This window comes from Neobacillus niacini (assembly GCF_048572935.1).
GTDB classification, from domain to species: domain Bacteria; phylum Bacillota; class Bacilli; order Bacillales; family Cytobacillaceae; genus Neobacillus; species Neobacillus niacini.
Window position 1 is genome coordinate 2059176 of sequence record NZ_CP183883.1, and the last position, 18588, is coordinate 2077763.

Consider the following 18588-nt stretch of genomic DNA (forward strand, 5'->3'; position numbering starts at 1 on the left):
GAGGTGGCTTACATGCATGCATTGGTTGTAACATTATTAGTAATCGTAAGTATTGGACTTATTCTAGTTGTTTTATTGCAATCAGGTAAAAGTGCTGGATTATCTGGTGCCATTTCAGGTGGTGCAGAAACATTATTCGGTAAGCAAAAAGCACGTGGACTTGATTTGATTTTACATCGTATTACTGTAGTATTAGCAGTTCTTTTCATTATTCTTGCTGTCTTAGTTGCGTACTTCGAAGTTTAATAAAGAATGCTCAAAAAACCTGGCTTATGTCAGGTTTTTTTTATGCACCGAAAATCGAAGGCTTTTTTCTGGAATGTTACCCAATTGTTTGCTTAAACTAAGGTAATGGATTTTTTTGAATTAAAGGAGTTTTTATAATGAAAATTGCAGCACCTAAGCCCTTCACCTTTAAGGCGGGAAAACGAGCAGTTTTATTGCTTCACGGATTTACAGGTAATTCGGCTGATGTTCGGATGTTAGGGAGATTTTTAGAAAAAAGGGGATATACTTGTCATGCTCCACATTATAAAGGGCATGGAGTTCCGCCGGAAGAGTTAGTACATACAGGTCCAACAGATTGGTGGCAGGATGTTATAAATGGCTATAATTTTTTAAAAAGCCAAGGCTATGAGGAAATTGCTGTTGGGGGACTTTCACTTGGCGGCGTATTTTCCTTAAAATTGGGTTACACTGTACCTATAAAGGGTATATTTCCGATGTGTGCACCAATGTATATAAAAAGTGAAGAAGTCATGTATCAAGGAATTCTAGAGTATGCCCGCGAATATAAAGTACGGGAAGGGAAAACCGAAGAGCAAGTCGAATTGGAAATGAATGAGTTCGCAAAAACGCCCATGAATACATTAAAGGCTTTGCAGTCATTAATTTCTGATGTCCGCAACCATGTGGATATGATTTATGCTCCAACCTTTGTCGTCCAAGCCCGACACGACAAAATGATTAATACAGATAGTGCAAACATAATTTACAATGAAGTTGAGTCCGTTAACAAAGAAATTAAATGGTATGAGGAATCGGGACATGTGATTACGTTAGATAAAGAACGTGATCAGCTTCATGAAGATGTTTACGCCTTTTTAGAAAAATTAGATTGGCAGAACTAATCTCTTGAGGAGGGATTTTATTTGGAAGATAATATTCAACTGCACGTTGATAAACTATTACAATATATGAAAGATGAGGCTTATAAGCCTTTGACGGTACAAGAACTAGAAGCAGCATTTGGAATTTCGGATTCAAGTGACTTTAAAGAATTTGTTAAAGCGCTTGTTCAAATGGAGGAAAAAGGACTTGTTGTCCGTACACGCAGCAACCGTTATGGATTGCCGCAAAAAATGAACCTCATCCGCGGTAAACTGACAGGGCATGCAAAAGGCTTTGCGTTTGTGATTCCAGATGAACCGGGTATGGATGATATTTTTATACCGCCGAATGAACTGAATAATGCCATGCATGGTGATACTGTACTTGCTCGAATTTCTTCTGAGACTTCTGGTCAGCGACGTGAAGGAAGTATCATTCGTATATTAGAAAGAGGCGTAACGCAAATCGTCGGCACCTATGTGGAAAGCAAAAGCTTTGGTTTTGTGATCCCGGATGATAAAAAATTTGCCAGTGATATCTTTATTCCAAAATCAGCATCTAAAGGAGCCGTAGAAGGCCATAAAGTGGTTGTTAAGCTTACTACCTATCCAGAGGGACGTAAAAGTGCTGAAGGAGAGGTTATCACTGTACTTGGACATAAAAATGATCCGGGTGTGGATATTCTTTCTGTTATCCATAAGCATGGCCTGCCAATGGCTTTCCCAGATGACGTATTAAAGCAAGCAAATGAGACACCTGATACAATCGATGAAAGCGAATTGGCGAACCGTCGTGATCTCCGGAATGAAACGATTGTGACAATAGACGGCGCTGACGCGAAAGACCTTGATGATGCGGTTACTGTAACGAAGCTGGATAATGGCAACTATAAGCTTGGCGTACATATTGCAGATGTAAGCTATTATGTAAAAGAAGGAACGCCAATCGACCTTGAGGCAGAAGAACGTGCAACAAGTGTTTATTTAGTCGACAGGGTCATTCCAATGATTCCACATCGTTTATCCAATGGAATTTGTTCACTTAATCCAAGAGTGGACCGCCTGGTGTTATCGTGTGATATGGAAATTAATCCGGAAGGTCAAGTAGTGAATCACGAGATTTTCCAAAGTGTAATCAAAACAACGGAGAGAATGACTTACTTTGATGTAAATAAGATCTTAGTTGATAAAGATGAGGAAACACGATCCCGCTATGAATCCCTTGTGCCGATGTTTGAGCAAATGGAAGAACTTGCACAAATATTGCGAGAGAAGCGAATGAAGCGCGGTGCGATCGATTTTGACTTCAAAGAGTCTAAGGTTTTGGTTGATGAAGATAGTAAACCGTTAGATGTAGTTCTCCGCGAACGTTCGGTAGCCGAAAGATTAATTGAGGAATTTATGCTTGCTGCCAATGAAACAGTCGCTGAGCATTTTCACTGGATGGAGGTACCGTTTATTTACCGAATCCATGAAGATCCAAAAGAAGATAAGCTGAGAAGGTTCTTTGAGTTTATCACGAACTTTGGCTATATTGTCAAAGGAACGGCAAATGATGTTCATCCAAGGGCCCTGCAGGAGATTATTGAAGAAGTTCAGGGTAAGCCAGAAGAGATGGTTATCTCGACGGTTATGCTCAGGTCCATGCAGCAGGCAAAATATGATCCAGAAAGCTTAGGTCACTTTGGATTATCAACAGAGTTTTATACACATTTCACATCGCCAATTCGACGGTATCCAGATACCATCGTTCATCGTTTAATCCGAACCTATTTAATAGAAGGAAAGCTAGATGAGACAACGAGGGAAAAATGGAATGCGAGGTTGCCTGAGATTGCGCAGCATTCATCGAAAATGGAACGCCGGGCGGTTGACGCTGAACGTGAAACCGATGAGCTTAAGAAAGCTGAGTATATGGAAGATAAGATTGGCGAAGAGTATGATGGTATCATTAGCTCTGTAACCAATTTTGGAATGTTTGTCGAGCTTCCTAATACCATTGAGGGTCTCGTCCATGTGAGCTATTTGACAGATGACTACTATCGATTTGACGAGCGCCATTTTGCAATGATTGGTGAGCGGACAGGTAACGTATTCCGTATTGGGGATGAAATTACCGTCAGAGTTGTAAAAGTCAATAAGGACGAGCGTTCCATTGATTTTGAAATCGTTGGTATGAAAGGTACACGCCGCGAGCGTTCAGAAACTCCGAGAGTGTTTAAAACAGGCAGCGATACCAAAAAACCACGCCGTAATAAACAAGAAGGCCGCGGCGGCGGGCAAAAGTCTGAAGCACGTGGTGGAGGATCAGGTCAAGGATCGGGAACGCGGAAGAAAAAGAAGTTTTACGATAATGTACCTAAGAATAAAAGCACCAAGCGGAAAAACAAGAAAAGATAATTTAGGTGGGGGCCTTCTTCTAGGTCCCCTTTCAATTGTTATCAATAACGTTTTCTGCTAAAATGAACCCATAACGAGGTGAGAGACATGCCAAAAGGTGTAGGAAAAGTGGTGGCGCAAAATAAAAAGGCATACCATGATTACTTTATTGAAGAAACGTATGAGGCCGGTATCGTTCTTCAAGGTACTGAAATTAAGTCGATACGTGCCGGAAAAGTGAATTTAAAGGATTCTTATGCTAGAATTCATAATGGTGAAATGCATTTATTAAATATGCACGTTAGCCCATATGAGCAAGGTAATCGCTATAATCATGATCCTTTGAGACAGAGAAAGCTGTTGCTTCATAAGCGGGAAATTAATAAACTTTTCGGTGAAACTCGAGAAGCAGGTTATGCATTGATTCCTTTAAAAATTTATTTGAAAAATGGGTTTGCAAAGGTTTTATTAGGCTTAGCAAAGGGTAAAAAGAATTATGATAAACGTGAAGTCCTTAAGCAAAAAGAGGCTAAGCGTGATATCGAGCGTGCATTCCGTGATCGTCAGAAAATGTAATGACAAATAATTACAATTGAAAAATCCGCTCAGTGTGTTATAATAAGTTTGTCGCTAAGGAGCGATGATAACTTTTTGCTCAAACTATTGTTGAGCTTCCGACGTCTGCAGCTTGAATCTTTAAGTAGATTTCAGCTCATTTTATATGGGGGCGCTACGGATTCGACAGGGGTAGTTCGAGCTTGGGTTGCGAGTCGAGGGGATCGGCCTCGTTAAAACGTCAACGCCTATAACTGGCAAAACTAACAACAACCTAGCTTTCGCAGCTTAATAACTGCTTAGCTGTTCGCCCCTCCATCGCCTATGTGGTAGGGTAGCGGACTCACTCTTAGTAGGCTACGCCGGAGCTCACCGTCTGAGGGCGAAGGAAGAGAACAACCAGACTAGCTGACCGGACGCCTGTCGATAGGCAAAAGGATCAGCGAATCGCCAATATGTCGACTACACTCGTAGAAGCTTAAGTGCCGATATCTTTGGACGCGGGTTCGATTCCCGCCGTCTCCACCATACATAAGGTGGAAAAACAAAATTTAATTAGTATGTGATGTAAACCATAAATTTTCCTTTTGGAAAGTTTATGGTTTATTTTATTTTAGGTAGAGTCCGAAGTCGTGTGAACTTCAGACAAGGATTAGCATAAAAAGCGAGGCAGAGTCCGAAGTCGTGTGAACTTCAGACAAGGATTAGCATAAAAAGCGAGGCAGAGTCCGAAGTCGTGTGAACTTCAGACAAGGATTAGCATAAAAAGCGAGGTAGAGTCCGAAGTTGTGTGAACTTCAGACAAGGATTAGCATAAAAAGCGAGGTAGAGTCCGAAGTCGTGTGAACTTCAGACAAGGTAGAGCTAAAAAAGCGGGGTCAAGTCCGAAGTTGTGTGAACTTCAGACAAGGAGGAGTATAAAAAGCGAAGTAGAGTCCGAAGTCGTGTGAACATCGGACAAGGATGAGCATAAAAGGCAAGGTAGAGTCCGAAGTCGTGTGAACATCGGACAAGGAGGAGCTAAAAAAGCGAGGTAGAGTCCGAAGTTGTGTGAACATCGGACAAGGAGGAGCATAAAAAGCAAGGTCAAGTCCGAAGTCGTGTGAACTTCAGACAAGGATGAGCATAAAAAGAGACGTAGAGTCCGAAGTCGTGTGAACTTCAGACAAGGAGGAGCTAAAAAAGCGAGGTAGAGTCCGAAGTTGTGTGAACATCGGACAAGAATGAGTATAAAAAGCAAGGTCAAGTCCGAAGTCGTGTAACATCGGACAAGGATGAGCATAAGAAGCAAGGTAGAGTCTGAAGTAACTCCTCTACTACTAAAGACTGTCCTAACGTTATTTTTGTACAAAGAGTGACATTTAGGCATTTATCCGCATACGCTATTCTAAACCTTTGTAAAGAAAATGAGGGGGATGTTATGCCTTCTATCATCATTAACTTATATAGTTTAAAGATAAATAGCATATCGGGAAATGGTTCTGTAACGATTGGGGAAGCGGCACATAATAGCCATACAGCGAAGAGTAAGGTTCAAGGAGTTAATTCATCCTACGGGGATTTATCTCCAACTGAAGCTAATTTGGAAAACATCCTCATCGATCCTGATGTAAATGATATGACGGATATTGGAAATTCAGATAGTACAAATGTTGGAAGAATCCCAGGTTTCTAATGGGAAGGGGGAGATGAGAGTATGCCTTATCAAATAAATATTTTTAATATAAAGGTCAACGGTGCCACACAGAATGGAAATATTGATATTGGTCCAACCGTCCATAATAGTCACACTTCCAATACCAAATTAATCGCTGCAAATTTTTCTCAAGGAGATTTTTCACCAACCTTCTCGCAAATGAACGCAGGAAATTTAGATACAGATGTTAGTGACCAAGATCAAATTGCGAACCCTTCAATGCCAATCGCAAACCAGGTTTGATGATCTAGAGGTGGGGAAAGATGGATATTGAAAAAATTAGACAATGGCTTGAGATTACGAATGAATATAGAAAAAGCGACTTTTGGTCAAGTGTATTATCTGAAAAAGCTCCTAAAGAATTCTTTTCGAGAGTAAACCGCCATGAGCCCAGGTATGATGTTTACAGAAATCAAACGACTGTATGCCTATTGATTGAATTACCTGGTATTCGGCTAGATCAAATATCACTCAATCTAATATTAAATAAGCAAATTTCAATAAAAACGAAAGTTAATCCTCCGATTTCTAACGAACTGGCAATTATGCAGCAAAGACATTATGGAGATATCGAACTCGAAATTGATTTACCTGAACCAACGGATGCACATTTATTAACTGTTCAATACCAGGATGGACTTTTATATATTCATTATCCAAGACAGATACAAAATATAAACATAAATCCCTAAGAAAGAAAGGAGCTATCCCTCTATTGTGAAGGATAGCTTCTTTTATTAATGCGGCAAATTGTTGTTCATTGGATTATTCGGCATTTGACCCATCGGTTGTCCCATTCCTTGACCTTGTGCAGGTGCAAATGCATTTCTATATTGATTCATGTCAGTCTCAGCTAGCTGAGGCACTTGATAGTAATGGTGTTTATTTTGATAAATAGAAAGTTCATAACCCATCTCTATGCAATTTGGGATAGAATCTGCCAGGACACGGCGAACAACTGGATTGGATGTTTCAAGCGCTGCCATTGTTTTCATTGAAGCAGATGATTTACAGGAAGCTAACATACAGCTTGAAATGTATTCATCATTAATCTCAGAAACAGATTGCCAAGGTTTCTTTGGCTGAGTTGGCTTCATACCATAGATGAAGTCATTCCCTTGGTTCATCATATATTTTGAAGTAGGATGTGAAGGGTTTTGTCCTGTTTTAAAACACTCGAGGGTGATGTTATATTCATCCTGCATAAATTTATATTGGCGATCAAGTATGTCCAATAATTCTGGATCCTTTACATGTTGGCGTAATAACATGTAGGAATTCATGGTACCAATTGCTGCACCTAATACTTCATTTAAGTCAATTACCTCATGACCGCCATGATTAAGTTGTGGAGGTACATTCCCTGTATGCATGTTTTGGTGTATTTGTCCTTGTTGACCTTGCTGGTTTTGCATCATATTTTTCTCCTCCTAATTGATTGATAATAGCCATAGTTATTATGTTTCAATCGGCCATAGTTATTCACCTAAACCAATTGTTCAAAAGATTGTAACGTAATGGTTTTAGAAAATGAACAACGTCAATACTAACCAGTAGTGAGTAGGAAGTGCGCGTAAAATTGCATGATGAGTTAAAAACTTTTCCATATTTTTACGACCACAAAAGGAGCTATTGAAAACTTATATGTCCTCATCTGAAGTGATGAACATTGTAAACTGATAAGTATAAAAAGCATAAGTTTACGAAAAAAGCAAAAAATAAAGAACAAGCGATGAATTAACCGCCTGTTCTTAAGCATGCTTAAGATTCTTCTTCTTTTCCAATCCAATAATTCGAACATAAATAGATTTATTTGCTTCTTTTAAGACAATACGCACTGTATCATTTGGTCTGAACCGTTGATATTGCTCTTCAACTGCCACTCCATTCATTTCAATAACACAGTTTGATTTATTAAAGATTAGTAATGCAAAGTCAGTTAGAGGGATAAAGTTAATTTGGTCAGTTTCGGTGAATTCTTGTGGCAGCTTAAACAGCTTCGGCAAGTTGAATTCTCCCTTAAAGCCTTTTAACTTTTCATATTTTGCTTCAAAGAGTTCTCCCGTTTCCACATTTCTTATCTCAATCATAATATGTCCAAAAAAGCCGACTTTTCTCTTTCTGTTACTAAGCGAGAAGGTGTAGGCTGGGACAGCTGAGTGTTCAGTTTTTCCTCTCTTTACTTTCTTTCTTTTTTTAGAATAGGAGAACATTAGAATAACCAATAGAATAACAGCTAATCCAATGAGCCCAGCATATGTCCATGAGAAAGGTTGAACTTCTTTTTCTGGAATGCTCTCTGTTGCTACAGGTACTACAGCCTTTTGGACCGAAATCTGTTGAACGGGTGTTTCACGAAAAAAACTATTGCCTTCTGCTTTTATCTTCAACTCATAGTTTTCTGAATTCCCAATAATAAATTGCCCTGTATATCCCTGCTGATCAGCTGCTAAAGGGATTTCCTCTGTTTGATTGGTTTCTAAATCCGTTACTAGGAGAGTAGCTTTCATTGTATTATAGAGGTCCTTGTTTGAGACTTGTTGCCCATTATCTTCAAAGAATGCCTCAACCTTAATCGTATCGCCTGCTTTATAGTTTTTCCTCTCAAGCGGGGCAAATGAAAGCTGTAAATCATAGTTAAACACGAAATTAATATCAATTTTATCCAAAGCAACACCTTTTATCTTTAGTGTCCAATCACCGGGAACCGGACTTATCATCTTTACCATAGAGTAGGATTTAGATTTTGTAATAGATATCTTATCGGACGGCAGAACCTGTTCAGTGCCGGAAGGATCGAACAATTTAATTTCCACAGGTTGGCTGGAGACGAGTGAAAGATTTGCTTCTAAGACATTGGTATTTGGAATCGTGATGGTAACATCCTCAAAATCACCTTTACCGACAAGCTCATCAACGGGTACAACCTTTAATTTCAAATGATTGGCAAAAATCTCACTAAGGATTCCTGGCAAATCATCAGCTGAACTTGTTTCGAAAAACTTTCCGTTCGTTGTAGTGGCAATGTTCTGCAGAACATCTTTATTCAATGTTCCAACCTCATTTAGACCTATAACATAGACCGGATAGCCCTTTGTTTTTGCCTCATCAACTGCATCATTTAGACTATCAGTGGCTTGTTGGAGTGTAACACCTTTTTTATCATCCACATCATTGTTTCCATCGGCAAGTAATACAATCAGCGGACGGTAGTCTTGTTCATGGCTGGCGTCTAGAGCCTTAATCGCGTCTTTTAATCCAACGGATATGTCCGTATTTGGATATTGGCCAAGTGAGTCAATAAATGCTTTAAGGTCGATTTTATCTTTCTCCGTCTGCAGTTTCACAAGATCCGTTTTAGCAATCACATCACCTGCATAAGCAATAAAACCGATTTTATCCCCCTTTAGAGACGACATATCAATAAACATTTTCATCGCTTCGCTGCTGATTTTATTTGGATCACTTGTCAGCATCGATTTACTCACGTCTACAACGAGAACCCCTTCAATCCGTGAAGAGGTATTAAATGAATCCTCAGCCTGTACATTCGTCAGGGAGAATAAATAAATGAACATGATAAAGCAGACAATTGTTTTTTTAAACACTAGTAACACCTCCATATTGAAAAATAAATTGTTCTTTATATGAAACAATATTAACATCAAAACGAACGTTTTGTATAGAAGGATGTTTCTAAAAAGTGAGAGAGCTGATTTTTGTTGAAAATCAGCTCTTTTAGTACAACAATTAATAATCAAAAAAATTAGGAACAGATGCATTTCCAGAACCAACAACACTGTCTGCTTGATAATTTAAAACGTAATAATTGTATCTGACTACATCCATTCCAAATTGGGTTTCTGTATACATAGCAATAGGTTCTCCGTCATAGACCACCTCTGCGTTTTCAACTTCTGTTGGTACTTTATTTACGAGAGTCACTTTTTTACGAGTAATCAACATTCGATCTGCAGGCTAAAGTGAGTCATTATAACTGAAATAAATCTGCATTTCTCTTGAGTCGAAATCCTGAGTATCCCAGTTTATATTAATTTCATACGGTGCAGCAACAGGTTTAGGAATCGAAACCAATTTGCTTCTTTGGCTGACGATTTCATCCTTATACCATCCTTCTATTTTAATCAGATGGTCTCCGGGCTGAAGGTAAAGTATCGTTGTGTTCTGAGTTGAAGAAGTCGAAGGTGGAAGTGTAGTGTTAAGTGATCCATTAACAAAAACTTTGTATTGGTCAGGCGCTAGTCCAGAATTTAGCTTGGACCATGTTAGGACGATAGAATCATCCGGTTGAACAGTAGATGTAATTTCGATGGGGTTAACAATAATGGCTAGTGTTGACGCTGTATGAGTAGCTATAGCTAGTACCTTGCCTTTAGACAAAGCCTCCACAGTATAGATGTAGCCAGTACCTGAACGTAAACCAACATCAGAAAAACTAGTCTTCGTTCCTTCATAAACTTGTAAAGTGCCTCTATAAATAATGAATTTATCAGGAATCTTTTTTGAATTAACTAATTGGTAGCTCAAACTTATACTTTTATAGCTGCTAGAGGAGGTGATATTTAAGCTCGTGGTGTTGCTGGCAACCGGTTTTGCTGATGAGACTCCATTTAACATCGTAAATAAAGAAATGATTAATAATAATAAAACGCTAAAACTCTTTTTCAATTTCTCCAACACTCCCTAACTTTGTTTTACTTTTACTTTTAATTTGAAGGATACTTCCAATACGTATTCCCAATTTTTCGGCAGACCCTGCTGGCAGCTCTAAGGTTGAATGTGCTTTCTTTACAGGTTTCGTCATTTTCCAAGGCTGCAAACTATGATGCAGCTCCACAACTTCATTTCGTTCGTTCAGAAGAACGATGTCTAGTGGGAACTTCATAAAGAACATATGAGCCGCATTGCAAGGTACAATCCACAGACCTTCATTCATAATTGGATCCTTTCGAAACATTAATCCCTTGAATCTCTTGAAAAAAGAATCAGCCATTTCAATAGGATAAGGGATAGTAACAGTCCTTCCTTCCATATAAAAACTCCTTTCATAATTTTAGAATGATATCCTGTTCATTATATTAAAAGGGTTGTTCTTTTGAAAGAACAAAATAGTGAGAGAAAAGGAGATATAACGAGAAATAGATAGAGAAATATCTATGTTTTCATTAAAACGAACGAAAATGAACATTTTCAAATCTATTAGTTCGTTATATGATTGATGTAAGTTCTAAGTAAAGAACACCTAAAACCTAATAAATATGAGGAGGAAACAAAATGTTAAAAAAAATTAAAGGTTTATTTATTGAAGAAGAAGGTCAAGGATTATCGGAGTATGGGTTAATTATTGGGTTGGTTGCAATTGCTTGTGTAGTTGCGTTGGGAGCATTAGCAACTGATATTGGGGAACTTCTAGGTAGAGTGGGGGCGGCATTAGATAAAGCTAAATAAACTTATTTATAATATTCCCCTGCTTTTCATCTCTGAGAAGCAGGGGTTATTTATAAGAAAGGAGAAACTCAAAATGGCAAATATTATTTTAGTAATAGTCCTCTGTATTTGTTTTTATACTGATATTAAAACCCGCAAAATCTTCAATTATATTACATTTCCTACTATGCTTTTTGGCTTGTTTTATAACCTCTTAATTTCAGGCGTAGATGGATTACTATTCAGTGGAAAAGGCTTTCTAATTGGTTTAGCCCTTCTATTTATCCCTTATATGTTAGGTGGAATGGGTGCCGGTGATGTTAAACTAATGGCCGCTATTGGGGCATTAATGGGAACTAGCTTCATCTTTTATTCATTTATTTATACGGCCTTGATCGGTGGATTAATCGCATTATTGCTAATTATTAAAACAAAAGGAGTTATTAAAACAATTAAATCTTTCTCCTTTAATTTTACCAATGTAGTATTTTTAAAAAGTAGCCTGGGCTCAATTATTCTATCAAACGAAAAAATAAACAGTATCTCATTCCCTTATGGTGTTGCAATAGTATTAGGAACACTTTGCACATTGGTCTGGGGAGGATTTTAATGAAATCAGAAAGCGGCCAATCTCTCGTTGAATTTGCACTGGTTTTACCGTTACTAGTTGTATTATTGTTTGGAATTATAGATTTTGGGCGAATTTTTCATGCTTATTTAACAATTGATCATGCGGGAAGGGAAGCAGCGCGGGCAGCAAGTATTGGCAAAGATGAAACTAACATTAAAAATGTAGCTGTTACTCAGGGTACGAGCATAGGCTTAACATCAGGACAAGTAAATGTTGCTTCAGGGTCATCTGGAGCGGATGCAACTATAACGATAACTTATCCGATAAATTTTTTAACCCCCGTAATTGGGGATATTGTAGGTTCAATAACCTTAAAAGATACCACAGTAATGAGGGTGGAATAAATGAAGAGATTTTATAGATTGTTAAATCTGCGTGATGAAAGTGGTGGAGCATTAGTAATCGTAGCGATTGCAATGGTTGCTCTTCTAGGCTTCACAGCTTTAGCAATAGATGGCGGTACGCTTTACTTAGAAAAAAGCAAGCTGCAAAAAGCAATGGATGCTGCGGTACTTGCTGGAGCCCACAAACTCTTATTGGTAGATTCTAATGAAAGTGAAGATCAAGCAAAAGTGGTTGCAAAAGAAATATCACAAAAAAATGGTTACTCTCTCTCAGACACAGATATAGAAGCCAAACATAAAAAACATCTTAAAGCTACTAAAAAAGAAAATGTTTCATTAACTTTTGCAAAAGCAATTGGAATTAATACCGCCACTGTTTCGGCCTCGGCTAAAGCGATTGTTGCAGGCTCGCTAAAATCCACTCATGGAATAGCACCAATCGCCATTGAGAAAAGTGCAGTTCCTAATAAAACTACACTTACTTGCGGGGAAGAGGAAAATGAATCTGGAAAGAAAAGCCCGGGGAATTGCGGTTTTATTAGGATTGATGGTAGTGGGGCACCTTTTATAGAAGATGGAATAAAAAATGGGAGCAAAACGAATGTTTCCGAAGGTGATAAAGTATATCCAGAACCAGGGGTAATGAATGGGCCAGTTGATAAGGCAGTAGAATCATCAATTGACTCTATAATTAATAGTGATAAAGACAAACCACATTGTCAGTCTGCGTCTACAGCCGATAACAGCTGTAAAAGGGTAATCTATGTAGCTATTATTAATACATGGGATGGCATTAATGGTTCAAGTAAACCTGTTGAAATAATAGGTTTTGTCCCCTTTTGGGTAAAAGAATACGATAATAATGGTAAACATAAAAACATTAAAGGACAATTTATTACTGCCATAAATTCCGGAGAAACTGGTGGTTCCGAGTATGGATTATACGGCGTGAAGCTTGTGGAGTGATAAATTTTATTAGATTTAGGAGGCTCTTATGAACACTAAAAAAATCTGGATGATTTCATTAATATTAGGTTTATTGGTGACGGGTATTGTTTATATATCAATATTTGCAAAAGACAATATCACTGCTCCCGCTAGTGGTTCAGTTAGTCAGGATCAGAATGATACGAAAGATGGCGTTAAGTCTAAAGAAGAAATAGAAAAAGAAAAACAGGCTGAAAAGGAAAAAGCGCTATTAAGAGAGTTTGCTAATCCAATTGTAGATGTAAGCGCAGGGAAAAGGGCAATCTCGATAGGAGTAGATTTAGCACCAGGAGTTTCAGGGTACATAGCACCAAATTCAATGGTCGATGTAATCGCCTATGAAACAACAAAAGACGATGCAACTAAAAAAGAGTTTAAATCAGCCGTTTTAGTTCTTGAAAATGTAAAGGTCCTAACCTCTGGTAAATCATCAGACCCGAAGGAAAGCGCCCTTAACTATGAAACTGTAACCTTGGAGGTTTCGGTTGAAGAAGGCGTTGTGCTCAGTCTGGCTTCGAAAGATAAAGATGGTTTCTATTTAATGTTAAGAAATACTGAAGATACTGAAACTGGAAAAGCAGGGCTTAAGCATACACGAGAAGTAATCAAAGAGGAGAGTGCCGAGTAATGAAGATAAACTGGATTTATTTTTCTGATACTAATTCCTCTCCTAGTGAAATTAAGACGATTTTGGGAAAGGACAACATCGAGCTAATTACAACTTATCAATTGGAAAGGCTTCATAGTCTCCTAAGGGAGAATAATCAGTCTGTTCTATTTTTAAAAGCCAGTTCTTTGTATAACGTTTATGACCTATCTCAAGAAATTTCAGCACTTTATCCACATGCCTATATCATTCTGATTATGCCTGATAACATGGAGAACCTTAAAAAGGCCATGCAAATGGGGGCATCCGATACTTTGCGGTCTTCCATCGAAAATCAAGATCTCATGGAAGTCATTCAACATGCTCAGAAATTCATGGAGCACCGCTCGAAATTGGATCAAACTATTCTAATACCTCAAAAGGAAGAAAGCAGAGTATTTGCTATCTCCAGCCCAAAGGGTGGTGTTGGAAAAACATCTTTATCCATAAATCTCGCAGTCTCGTTTGCCAAGATGGGAAAGAAGGTTGCGATTCTGGATGGGAACCTTCAATTTGGTGATGTCGCGATGTACTGTAATTTAAAACCGAAAAGGACAATATATGAGTGGGTTAAAGAAGGCTATGGTCGAGATAATTATCCCATCAGCCAATATATGACAAGCTGTGAATACGGTATTTCAATCCTTGCTGCACCCCAGAGACCTGAATTTTTTGAAGGAATCACAGATCACCATATAAAGGCTGCCATCGAAGAAATGAAGAAGCAATTTGATATCGTCTTAATTGATATGTCGACTTATTTATCTGATATTCACTTACGTTGCCTTGATTTAGCAGACGAAATTCTGTTGATTACTACCAATGAACTTTCCGTTATGAGATTAACACAGCTTTATCTTGAAACTTTAGAGACTATTAATATAAAGGATAAGGTTAAGCTTATTTTGAATCGCTTTCAAAAGGGGCAAAGCCTTGAAGTGAAAAAAATCGAAGAAATCTTTGGAATAGATGTCTATCACACTTTTCCAGATCAATCCAATGTTGTAGTGGCTTCGATTAATGCTGGATATCCATATGTCCTATCCAATTCACGCAGCCATATAAGTAAGTCGGTCCTAAAGCTATCAGAGACCCTATTTGCAGAGAAAAATAATGAAATACAAGAAGTTAAAAAGGATAAACGTTGGTATCTACTGGGGAAGTGAGGCGAAGGAAATGTCATTATTTAAACGATTTATAGAAGAAAACACCGAAAAAATTCCTACAAAAACGTCCCAGGACATTCCTGTTATGGAGAAGTCACAAGAATTCTGGGATATTGAGGCAGACCTTCACAATTACCTATTGGAAGAATTGAAAAAATACCCTGGGCAAAATAAACAGCAGGAAAATGAAAAATTAGAGGAGTTAGCTGAAGAATTTTTTGAGCAAGAAGGTACAAGATTGACCTTTGAAGAGAAGAAAGATCTTCTCCATTATGTAAAAGACGAATTACTTGCATATGGACCGATTACCCCTTTGTTGGAGAATCCTTTAGTCAGTGAGGTTATGGTTAATAACTATAATGAAGTTTACTATGAGAAAAACGGTAAGGTTTTCCGCAGTAATGTCCATTTCATTGATAACCAGCATGTGATGAGGGTGATAGAAAGGATTGTTTCCCCAATTGGCCGACGTGTAGACGAAAGCTCACCAATGGTTGACGCCCGTCTTCCAGATGGCTCACGTGTGAATGCGATTATCCCTCCGCTTGCACTCAAGGGACCAAGTTTAACAATCAGAAAATTTTCTGAAAATCCATTTACGATTAATGATTTAACTAGTTTCAAGACCCTGGATGAAAAGATGGCGGAATTCCTTGAGATTTGTGTTAAATCCAAACTCAATATTTTTATTAGCGGTGGTACTGGGTCGGGTAAAACCTCAACATTAAACGTATTATCATCCTTTATTCCCAATGATGAGCGGATTGTAACCATTGAGGATGCAGCAGAACTGAAGCTAGTGCAGGAGCATATTGTTGCGCTTGAATCGCGTCCACCAAACATTGAGGGGAAGGGGCAAATTACCATCCGTGATTTAGTTCGTAATGCGCTACGGATGCGTCCTGACCGTATTGTTGTTGGTGAGGTGCGGGGAGCAGAGGCGTTGGATATGCTTCAGGCAATGAACACGGGCCATGACGGCAGTTTGAGTACAGGGCACGCCAATTCTCCACGAGATATTCTTTCCCGTTTAGAAACAATGGTATTAATGGCAGGATATGAACTTCCTGTAAAAGCAATTCGTGAACAGATTGCAAACGCTATTAACTTAATCGTCCACCAATCTCGGCTGAAGGATGGAACGAGGAAAATTACCCATATTACGGAAGTACTTGGGTTGGAAGGGGAAACTATTGTTCTTCAGGACCTATTTGTTTTTAAGGAAGAACGTGTTTTAGAGGATGGTCGAATTAATGGTAAATTCATGAGTACGGGGATTCGGCCAAAGTTCACAGAGCAACTTGAGCTAAATGGTTTTAAGCTTCCTTCATCATGGTTTATGGGGGAGTGGTAGAAGATGACAACAGTGATAACAGTTCTGCTGCTGTTTATTGCCGCTAGTGGCACCATTTTTCTTCTACTAGTTAGTTATGCTGAAAAACGAAGAATCAAACAGCGGATTACTCAATTTTTCCCTTATCATGAGAAACCAGAAGTACCGAGCGAATCTGTGAAGAAAACATCTGTCAGTAACAAGTTAGTTAATAAAATATCAGCTATCTTTAAGAATGTCCAATTTAATGAAGGTACAGAAAAGTTATTGCTCGAAGCAGGAAGCAAACTGAAACCAGAAGATTTTTTTGCTATTAGGCTTCTCTCTGCTGCAGGCATAGGTTTAGTAGGATTAATTATCGGTCTGCCGTGGTATTTTAATACCCTTGTAGTAATCATTGGCTTTGCACTCCCAAAAATCTTCTTGAAACGAAAGAGAAAAAAACGCTTGGCATTTGTAAACTATCAACTGATTGAAGTGTTAGGAATGATGGCAAACTCAATGCGCGCAGGCTTCAGCTTTATGCAGGCGATGCAGCTGGTTGGAAAAGAGATTCCCGATCCGCTTGGACCTGAATTTGAACGAGTAATCCGCCAAGCGGGTTTAGGTGTTCCCTTGGAGGATGTTTTCGAAGAAATGGAGAAGCGCTTGCCAAATAAAGAACTAGAAGTGGTCATCCGGGCTATCCTTGCTCAGAGAAGGAGCGGAGGCAACTTAGCTGAATTGCTCGAGACAATGGAAGAGACCATTAGGGGAAGAGTTCGGATCTTAGAAGAATTGAACACATTAACCGCACAGGGCAGGATGTCTTCGTGGATCATTACTTTATTGCCTGTGGGGCTAGGTTTATATTTAGCGTTAGTAAACCGTGAATATTTTTCACCTATGCTTGAGCATCCGCTAGGGTGGATGATGATGTTTGTAGCCTCAGTTTCAATCATCATCGGCTGGGTAGTGATTCAGAAAATCATCCGAATCGAGGTGTAATATGCTTGATGTTATTTTATTATTTTTATTAGCAGGTTTTGTAACTTCACTCATAGCAGCAATTTTGCTAACCATTTTTAAAAAGCAAATAGCTTTGAATGAACGGGTAAATAACTATTTTGCTGAAAACCTAAGAAAGCAAGAAGAAGAATACTTAGAGGACAAAAATAAAAAAAGTATAAAAACAACCATGGAGACGTATTGGAGCAAAGGAACCGTAATATTAAACAAAAGGGTTTCAGCAGCCGAAAGAAAAAAATTGGATATGCTACTAAGGGATGCTGGCTATCCATTTAAAACGGCGATTGATTTTAGGTTGTTCCAAATTGTCCTTAGCATTGGATTATGTATACCTATCTTTTTCTTTATTCTCCCGAGTTCTGATAACAAAATGTTAACTTGGATATTAATGTTAACTGTTGCGTTACTTGGGTTTCGACTCCCAATATTTTATCTCGGAAAGAAAAAGACCGCTAGAATCAAAGCCATTAATGTCTCAATGCCAGATTTCTTTGATACCGTAAATCTATTGCTGGAGGCTGGAATGGGCTTAGATCTAGCTTTGCTTGAAGTATCCAAAAAAATTAAAGGACCACTAGCTGATGAGTTCTTTCAAACATTAGAAGATATGAAGCTAGGAAAATCGAGAAGAGAAGCCTTTTATGCCCTTCGAAAGCGTGTGCCATCTGATTCCTTCCAAAGCATTATTACCTCACTAATCCAGGCAGATCAACTCGGTATAGGGATGGCAAAGGTTTTAGGGAATTTGACACTCAGAATTCGAGAACAGCGACGAGAAGCAGCCCGTGAACAGGCGATGAAAGCACCAGTAAAAATGCTATTTCCAATGGTATTTTTCATTTTCCCGTCATTATTTATTGTAATTTTAGGACCGTTGGCAATTACGCTGATCACAAAAGGACTAGGCGGCTGAGTTGGGAGTGATTTGATGGATGGAAGTATACTTAAAATATTGAGAATAGAAAAAGGATTATCTTTAAGCAAACTTAGTGAACAAACGGGTATTTCAAAATCATACTTAAGTTTAATCGAACGGAATATTCAAAGTAACCCAAGTTTAGAGATACTTGAAAAATTAGCAGAAACGCTTGATGTTGCAGTGGAGGAATTAGTTCGGAGAGAAAAAGAGGAGAAACCATTATTATGTAATGGGTCCTTACAAATAAAAAGTAAACTCAAGTTGGAGATTGAATTGTCTGACGATCAATTAACGTCTGAGAAAATAAATCAAATCAAGCAATTAATTGAGGCACTGCATTCTGAATAAAAGTCCGCTCCTAAACAGG

General features: G+C 38.4%; 22 protein-coding genes and 1 other RNA gene. 18 read left to right on the forward strand and 5 right to left on the reverse strand.

What is annotated here, in order from left to right:
* Nucleotides 1-12: 12 nt before the first annotated feature.
* The 8 genes from secG (at nt 13) to ACN6MT_RS09625 (ending at nt 6431) form a co-directional block, all read left to right on the forward strand.
* Nucleotides 13-246, forward strand: coding sequence for a preprotein translocase subunit SecG (gene secG, locus ACN6MT_RS09590; protein WP_063252070.1), 234 nt, complete (start codon nt 13-15; stop codon nt 244-246).
* Between the two features lie 137 nt (nt 247-383).
* A complete protein-coding gene (locus ACN6MT_RS09595; protein ID WP_419955704.1) occupies nt 384-1130 on the forward strand; it encodes an alpha/beta hydrolase in 747 nt (248 codons plus the stop codon).
* A 21-nt stretch (nt 1131-1151) separates the two neighbouring features.
* On the forward strand, nt 1152-3509 hold the full coding sequence (gene rnr, locus ACN6MT_RS09600; RefSeq protein ID WP_419955705.1) for a ribonuclease R: 2358 nt from the start codon (nt 1152-1154) through the stop codon (nt 3507-3509).
* Nucleotides 3510-3596: 87 nt separating this feature from the next.
* Complete coding sequence (gene smpB, locus ACN6MT_RS09605; RefSeq protein WP_063252074.1) at nt 3597-4064, forward strand: SsrA-binding protein SmpB; 468 nt, start codon at nt 3597-3599, stop codon at nt 4062-4064.
* Nucleotides 4065-4211: 147 nt separating this feature from the next.
* Nucleotides 4212-4571: a transfer-messenger RNA gene (gene ssrA, locus ACN6MT_RS09610) on the forward strand.
* An 892-nt stretch (nt 4572-5463) separates the two neighbouring features.
* Nucleotides 5464-5718 carry a spore germination protein gene (locus ACN6MT_RS09615; RefSeq protein WP_063252077.1) on the forward strand — a complete coding sequence of 85 codons (255 nt, stop codon included), beginning with the start codon at nt 5464-5466 and terminating at the stop codon, nt 5716-5718.
* A gap of 21 nt (nt 5719-5739) precedes the next feature.
* Entirely contained in the window at nt 5740-5982 is a 243-nt protein-coding gene (locus ACN6MT_RS09620) for a spore germination protein (protein ID WP_063252079.1), read from the forward strand.
* A gap of 20 nt (nt 5983-6002) precedes the next feature.
* Entirely contained in the window at nt 6003-6431 is a 429-nt protein-coding gene (locus ACN6MT_RS09625; protein WP_419955706.1) for an Hsp20/alpha crystallin family protein, read from the forward strand.
* A 45-nt stretch (nt 6432-6476) separates the two neighbouring features.
* Here ACN6MT_RS09625 and ACN6MT_RS09630 read toward each other — a convergent pair whose 3' ends face one another.
* From ACN6MT_RS09630 to ACN6MT_RS09650, 5 genes are all read right to left on the reverse strand, one after another.
* A complete protein-coding gene (locus tag ACN6MT_RS09630; RefSeq protein WP_419955707.1) occupies nt 6477-7157 on the reverse strand; it encodes a spore coat protein in 681 nt (226 codons plus the stop codon).
* Nucleotides 7158-7490: 333 nt separating this feature from the next.
* Complete coding sequence (locus tag ACN6MT_RS09635) at nt 7491-9347, reverse strand: vWA domain-containing protein (protein WP_419955708.1); 1857 nt, start codon at nt 9345-9347, stop codon at nt 7491-7493.
* A 142-nt stretch (nt 9348-9489) separates the two neighbouring features.
* A complete protein-coding gene (locus ACN6MT_RS09640; RefSeq protein WP_419955709.1) occupies nt 9490-9705 on the reverse strand; it encodes a hypothetical protein in 216 nt (71 codons plus the stop codon).
* A 12-nt stretch (nt 9706-9717) separates the two neighbouring features.
* A complete protein-coding gene (locus ACN6MT_RS09645; protein WP_419955710.1) occupies nt 9718-10428 on the reverse strand; it encodes a hypothetical protein in 711 nt (236 codons plus the stop codon).
* A complete protein-coding gene (locus ACN6MT_RS09650; RefSeq protein ID WP_419955711.1) occupies nt 10412-10792 on the reverse strand; it encodes a DUF192 domain-containing protein in 381 nt (126 codons plus the stop codon). Before ACN6MT_RS09650 ends, ACN6MT_RS09645 begins: the two co-directional genes overlap by 17 nt.
* A 242-nt stretch (nt 10793-11034) precedes the next feature.
* Between ACN6MT_RS09650 and ACN6MT_RS09655 the strand changes: the two genes are divergently transcribed.
* The 10 genes from ACN6MT_RS09655 (at nt 11035) to ACN6MT_RS09700 (ending at nt 18569) form a co-directional block, all read left to right on the forward strand.
* Nucleotides 11035-11208 carry a Flp family type IVb pilin gene (locus ACN6MT_RS09655; RefSeq protein WP_419955712.1) on the forward strand — a complete coding sequence of 58 codons (174 nt, stop codon included), beginning with the start codon at nt 11035-11037 and terminating at the stop codon, nt 11206-11208.
* 73 nt (nt 11209-11281) lie between these two features.
* Nucleotides 11282-11797: an A24 family peptidase gene (locus ACN6MT_RS09660; RefSeq protein WP_419955713.1), complete on the forward strand. Its 516-nt coding sequence runs from the start codon at nt 11282-11284 to the stop codon at nt 11795-11797.
* The gene (locus ACN6MT_RS09665; RefSeq protein WP_419955714.1) at nt 11797-12162 is read left to right on the forward strand and encodes a TadE/TadG family type IV pilus assembly protein; all 366 of its coding nucleotides are present in this window, start codon (nt 11797-11799) and stop codon (nt 12160-12162) included. The genes ACN6MT_RS09660 and ACN6MT_RS09665 overlap by 1 nt, the downstream gene beginning before the upstream one ends.
* On the forward strand, nt 12163-13128 hold the full coding sequence (locus ACN6MT_RS09670; RefSeq protein ID WP_419955715.1) for a pilus assembly protein TadG-related protein: 966 nt from the start codon (nt 12163-12165) through the stop codon (nt 13126-13128). It abuts the gene before it with no gap.
* Between the two features lie 28 nt (nt 13129-13156).
* Complete coding sequence (gene cpaB / locus ACN6MT_RS09675; RefSeq protein WP_419955716.1) at nt 13157-13777, forward strand: Flp pilus assembly protein CpaB; 621 nt, start codon at nt 13157-13159, stop codon at nt 13775-13777.
* Nucleotides 13777-14961 carry an AAA family ATPase gene (locus ACN6MT_RS09680; protein WP_419955717.1) on the forward strand — a complete coding sequence of 395 codons (1185 nt, stop codon included), beginning with the start codon at nt 13777-13779 and terminating at the stop codon, nt 14959-14961. Before cpaB ends, ACN6MT_RS09680 begins: the two co-directional genes overlap by 1 nt.
* A 10-nt stretch (nt 14962-14971) precedes the next feature.
* Entirely contained in the window at nt 14972-16315 is a 1344-nt protein-coding gene (locus ACN6MT_RS09685) for a CpaF family protein (RefSeq protein ID WP_419956414.1), read from the forward strand.
* Nucleotides 16316-16318: 3 nt separating this feature from the next.
* Nucleotides 16319-17281: a type II secretion system F family protein gene (locus ACN6MT_RS09690; protein WP_419955718.1), complete on the forward strand. Its 963-nt coding sequence runs from the start codon at nt 16319-16321 to the stop codon at nt 17279-17281.
* 1 nt (nt 17282) lies between these two features.
* On the forward strand, nt 17283-18215 hold the full coding sequence (locus ACN6MT_RS09695) for a type II secretion system F family protein (protein WP_419955719.1): 933 nt from the start codon (nt 17283-17285) through the stop codon (nt 18213-18215).
* Between the two features lie 15 nt (nt 18216-18230).
* Nucleotides 18231-18569, forward strand: a complete 339-nt coding sequence (locus tag ACN6MT_RS09700; RefSeq protein ID WP_419955720.1) for a helix-turn-helix domain-containing protein — start codon at nt 18231-18233, stop codon at nt 18567-18569.
* The last annotated feature ends 19 nt before the right edge of the window (nt 18570-18588 follow it).

What these genes read in the sequence shown, in the direction of transcription:
- secG (WP_063252070.1), top strand. Translation starts at nt 13, where the DNA reads ATGCATGCATTGGTTGTAACATTATTAGTAATCGTAAGTATTGGACTT.
- ACN6MT_RS09595 (WP_419955704.1), top strand. Translation starts at nt 384, where the DNA reads ATGAAAATTGCAGCACCTAAGCCCTTCACCTTTAAGGCGGGAAAACGA.
- smpB (WP_063252074.1), top strand. Translation starts at nt 3,597, where the DNA reads ATGCCAAAAGGTGTAGGAAAAGTGGTGGCGCAAAATAAAAAGGCATAC.
- ACN6MT_RS09615 (WP_063252077.1), top strand. Translation starts at nt 5,464, where the DNA reads ATGCCTTCTATCATCATTAACTTATATAGTTTAAAGATAAATAGCATA.
- ACN6MT_RS09620 (WP_063252079.1), top strand. Translation starts at nt 5,740, where the DNA reads ATGCCTTATCAAATAAATATTTTTAATATAAAGGTCAACGGTGCCACA.
- ACN6MT_RS09625 (WP_419955706.1), top strand. Translation starts at nt 6,003, where the DNA reads ATGGATATTGAAAAAATTAGACAATGGCTTGAGATTACGAATGAATAT.
- ACN6MT_RS09630 (WP_419955707.1), bottom strand. Translation starts at nt 7,157, where the DNA reads ATGATGCAAAACCAGCAAGGTCAACAAGGACAAATACACCAAAACATG.
- ACN6MT_RS09640 (WP_419955709.1), bottom strand. Translation starts at nt 9,705, where the DNA reads ATGTTGATTACTCGTAAAAAAGTGACTCTCGTAAATAAAGTACCAACA.
- ACN6MT_RS09650 (WP_419955711.1), bottom strand. Translation starts at nt 10,792, where the DNA reads ATGGAAGGAAGGACTGTTACTATCCCTTATCCTATTGAAATGGCTGAT.
- ACN6MT_RS09655 (WP_419955712.1), top strand. Translation starts at nt 11,035, where the DNA reads ATGTTAAAAAAAATTAAAGGTTTATTTATTGAAGAAGAAGGTCAAGGA.
- ACN6MT_RS09660 (WP_419955713.1), top strand. Translation starts at nt 11,282, where the DNA reads ATGGCAAATATTATTTTAGTAATAGTCCTCTGTATTTGTTTTTATACT.
- ACN6MT_RS09665 (WP_419955714.1), top strand. Translation starts at nt 11,797, where the DNA reads ATGAAATCAGAAAGCGGCCAATCTCTCGTTGAATTTGCACTGGTTTTA.
- ACN6MT_RS09670 (WP_419955715.1), top strand. Translation starts at nt 12,163, where the DNA reads ATGAAGAGATTTTATAGATTGTTAAATCTGCGTGATGAAAGTGGTGGA.
- cpaB (WP_419955716.1), top strand. Translation starts at nt 13,157, where the DNA reads ATGAACACTAAAAAAATCTGGATGATTTCATTAATATTAGGTTTATTG.
- ACN6MT_RS09680 (WP_419955717.1), top strand. Translation starts at nt 13,777, where the DNA reads ATGAAGATAAACTGGATTTATTTTTCTGATACTAATTCCTCTCCTAGT.
- ACN6MT_RS09685 (WP_419956414.1), top strand. Translation starts at nt 14,972, where the DNA reads ATGTCATTATTTAAACGATTTATAGAAGAAAACACCGAAAAAATTCCT.
- ACN6MT_RS09690 (WP_419955718.1), top strand. Translation starts at nt 16,319, where the DNA reads ATGACAACAGTGATAACAGTTCTGCTGCTGTTTATTGCCGCTAGTGGC.
- ACN6MT_RS09695 (WP_419955719.1), top strand. Translation starts at nt 17,283, where the DNA reads ATGCTTGATGTTATTTTATTATTTTTATTAGCAGGTTTTGTAACTTCA.
- ACN6MT_RS09700 (WP_419955720.1), top strand. Translation starts at nt 18,231, where the DNA reads ATGGATGGAAGTATACTTAAAATATTGAGAATAGAAAAAGGATTATCT.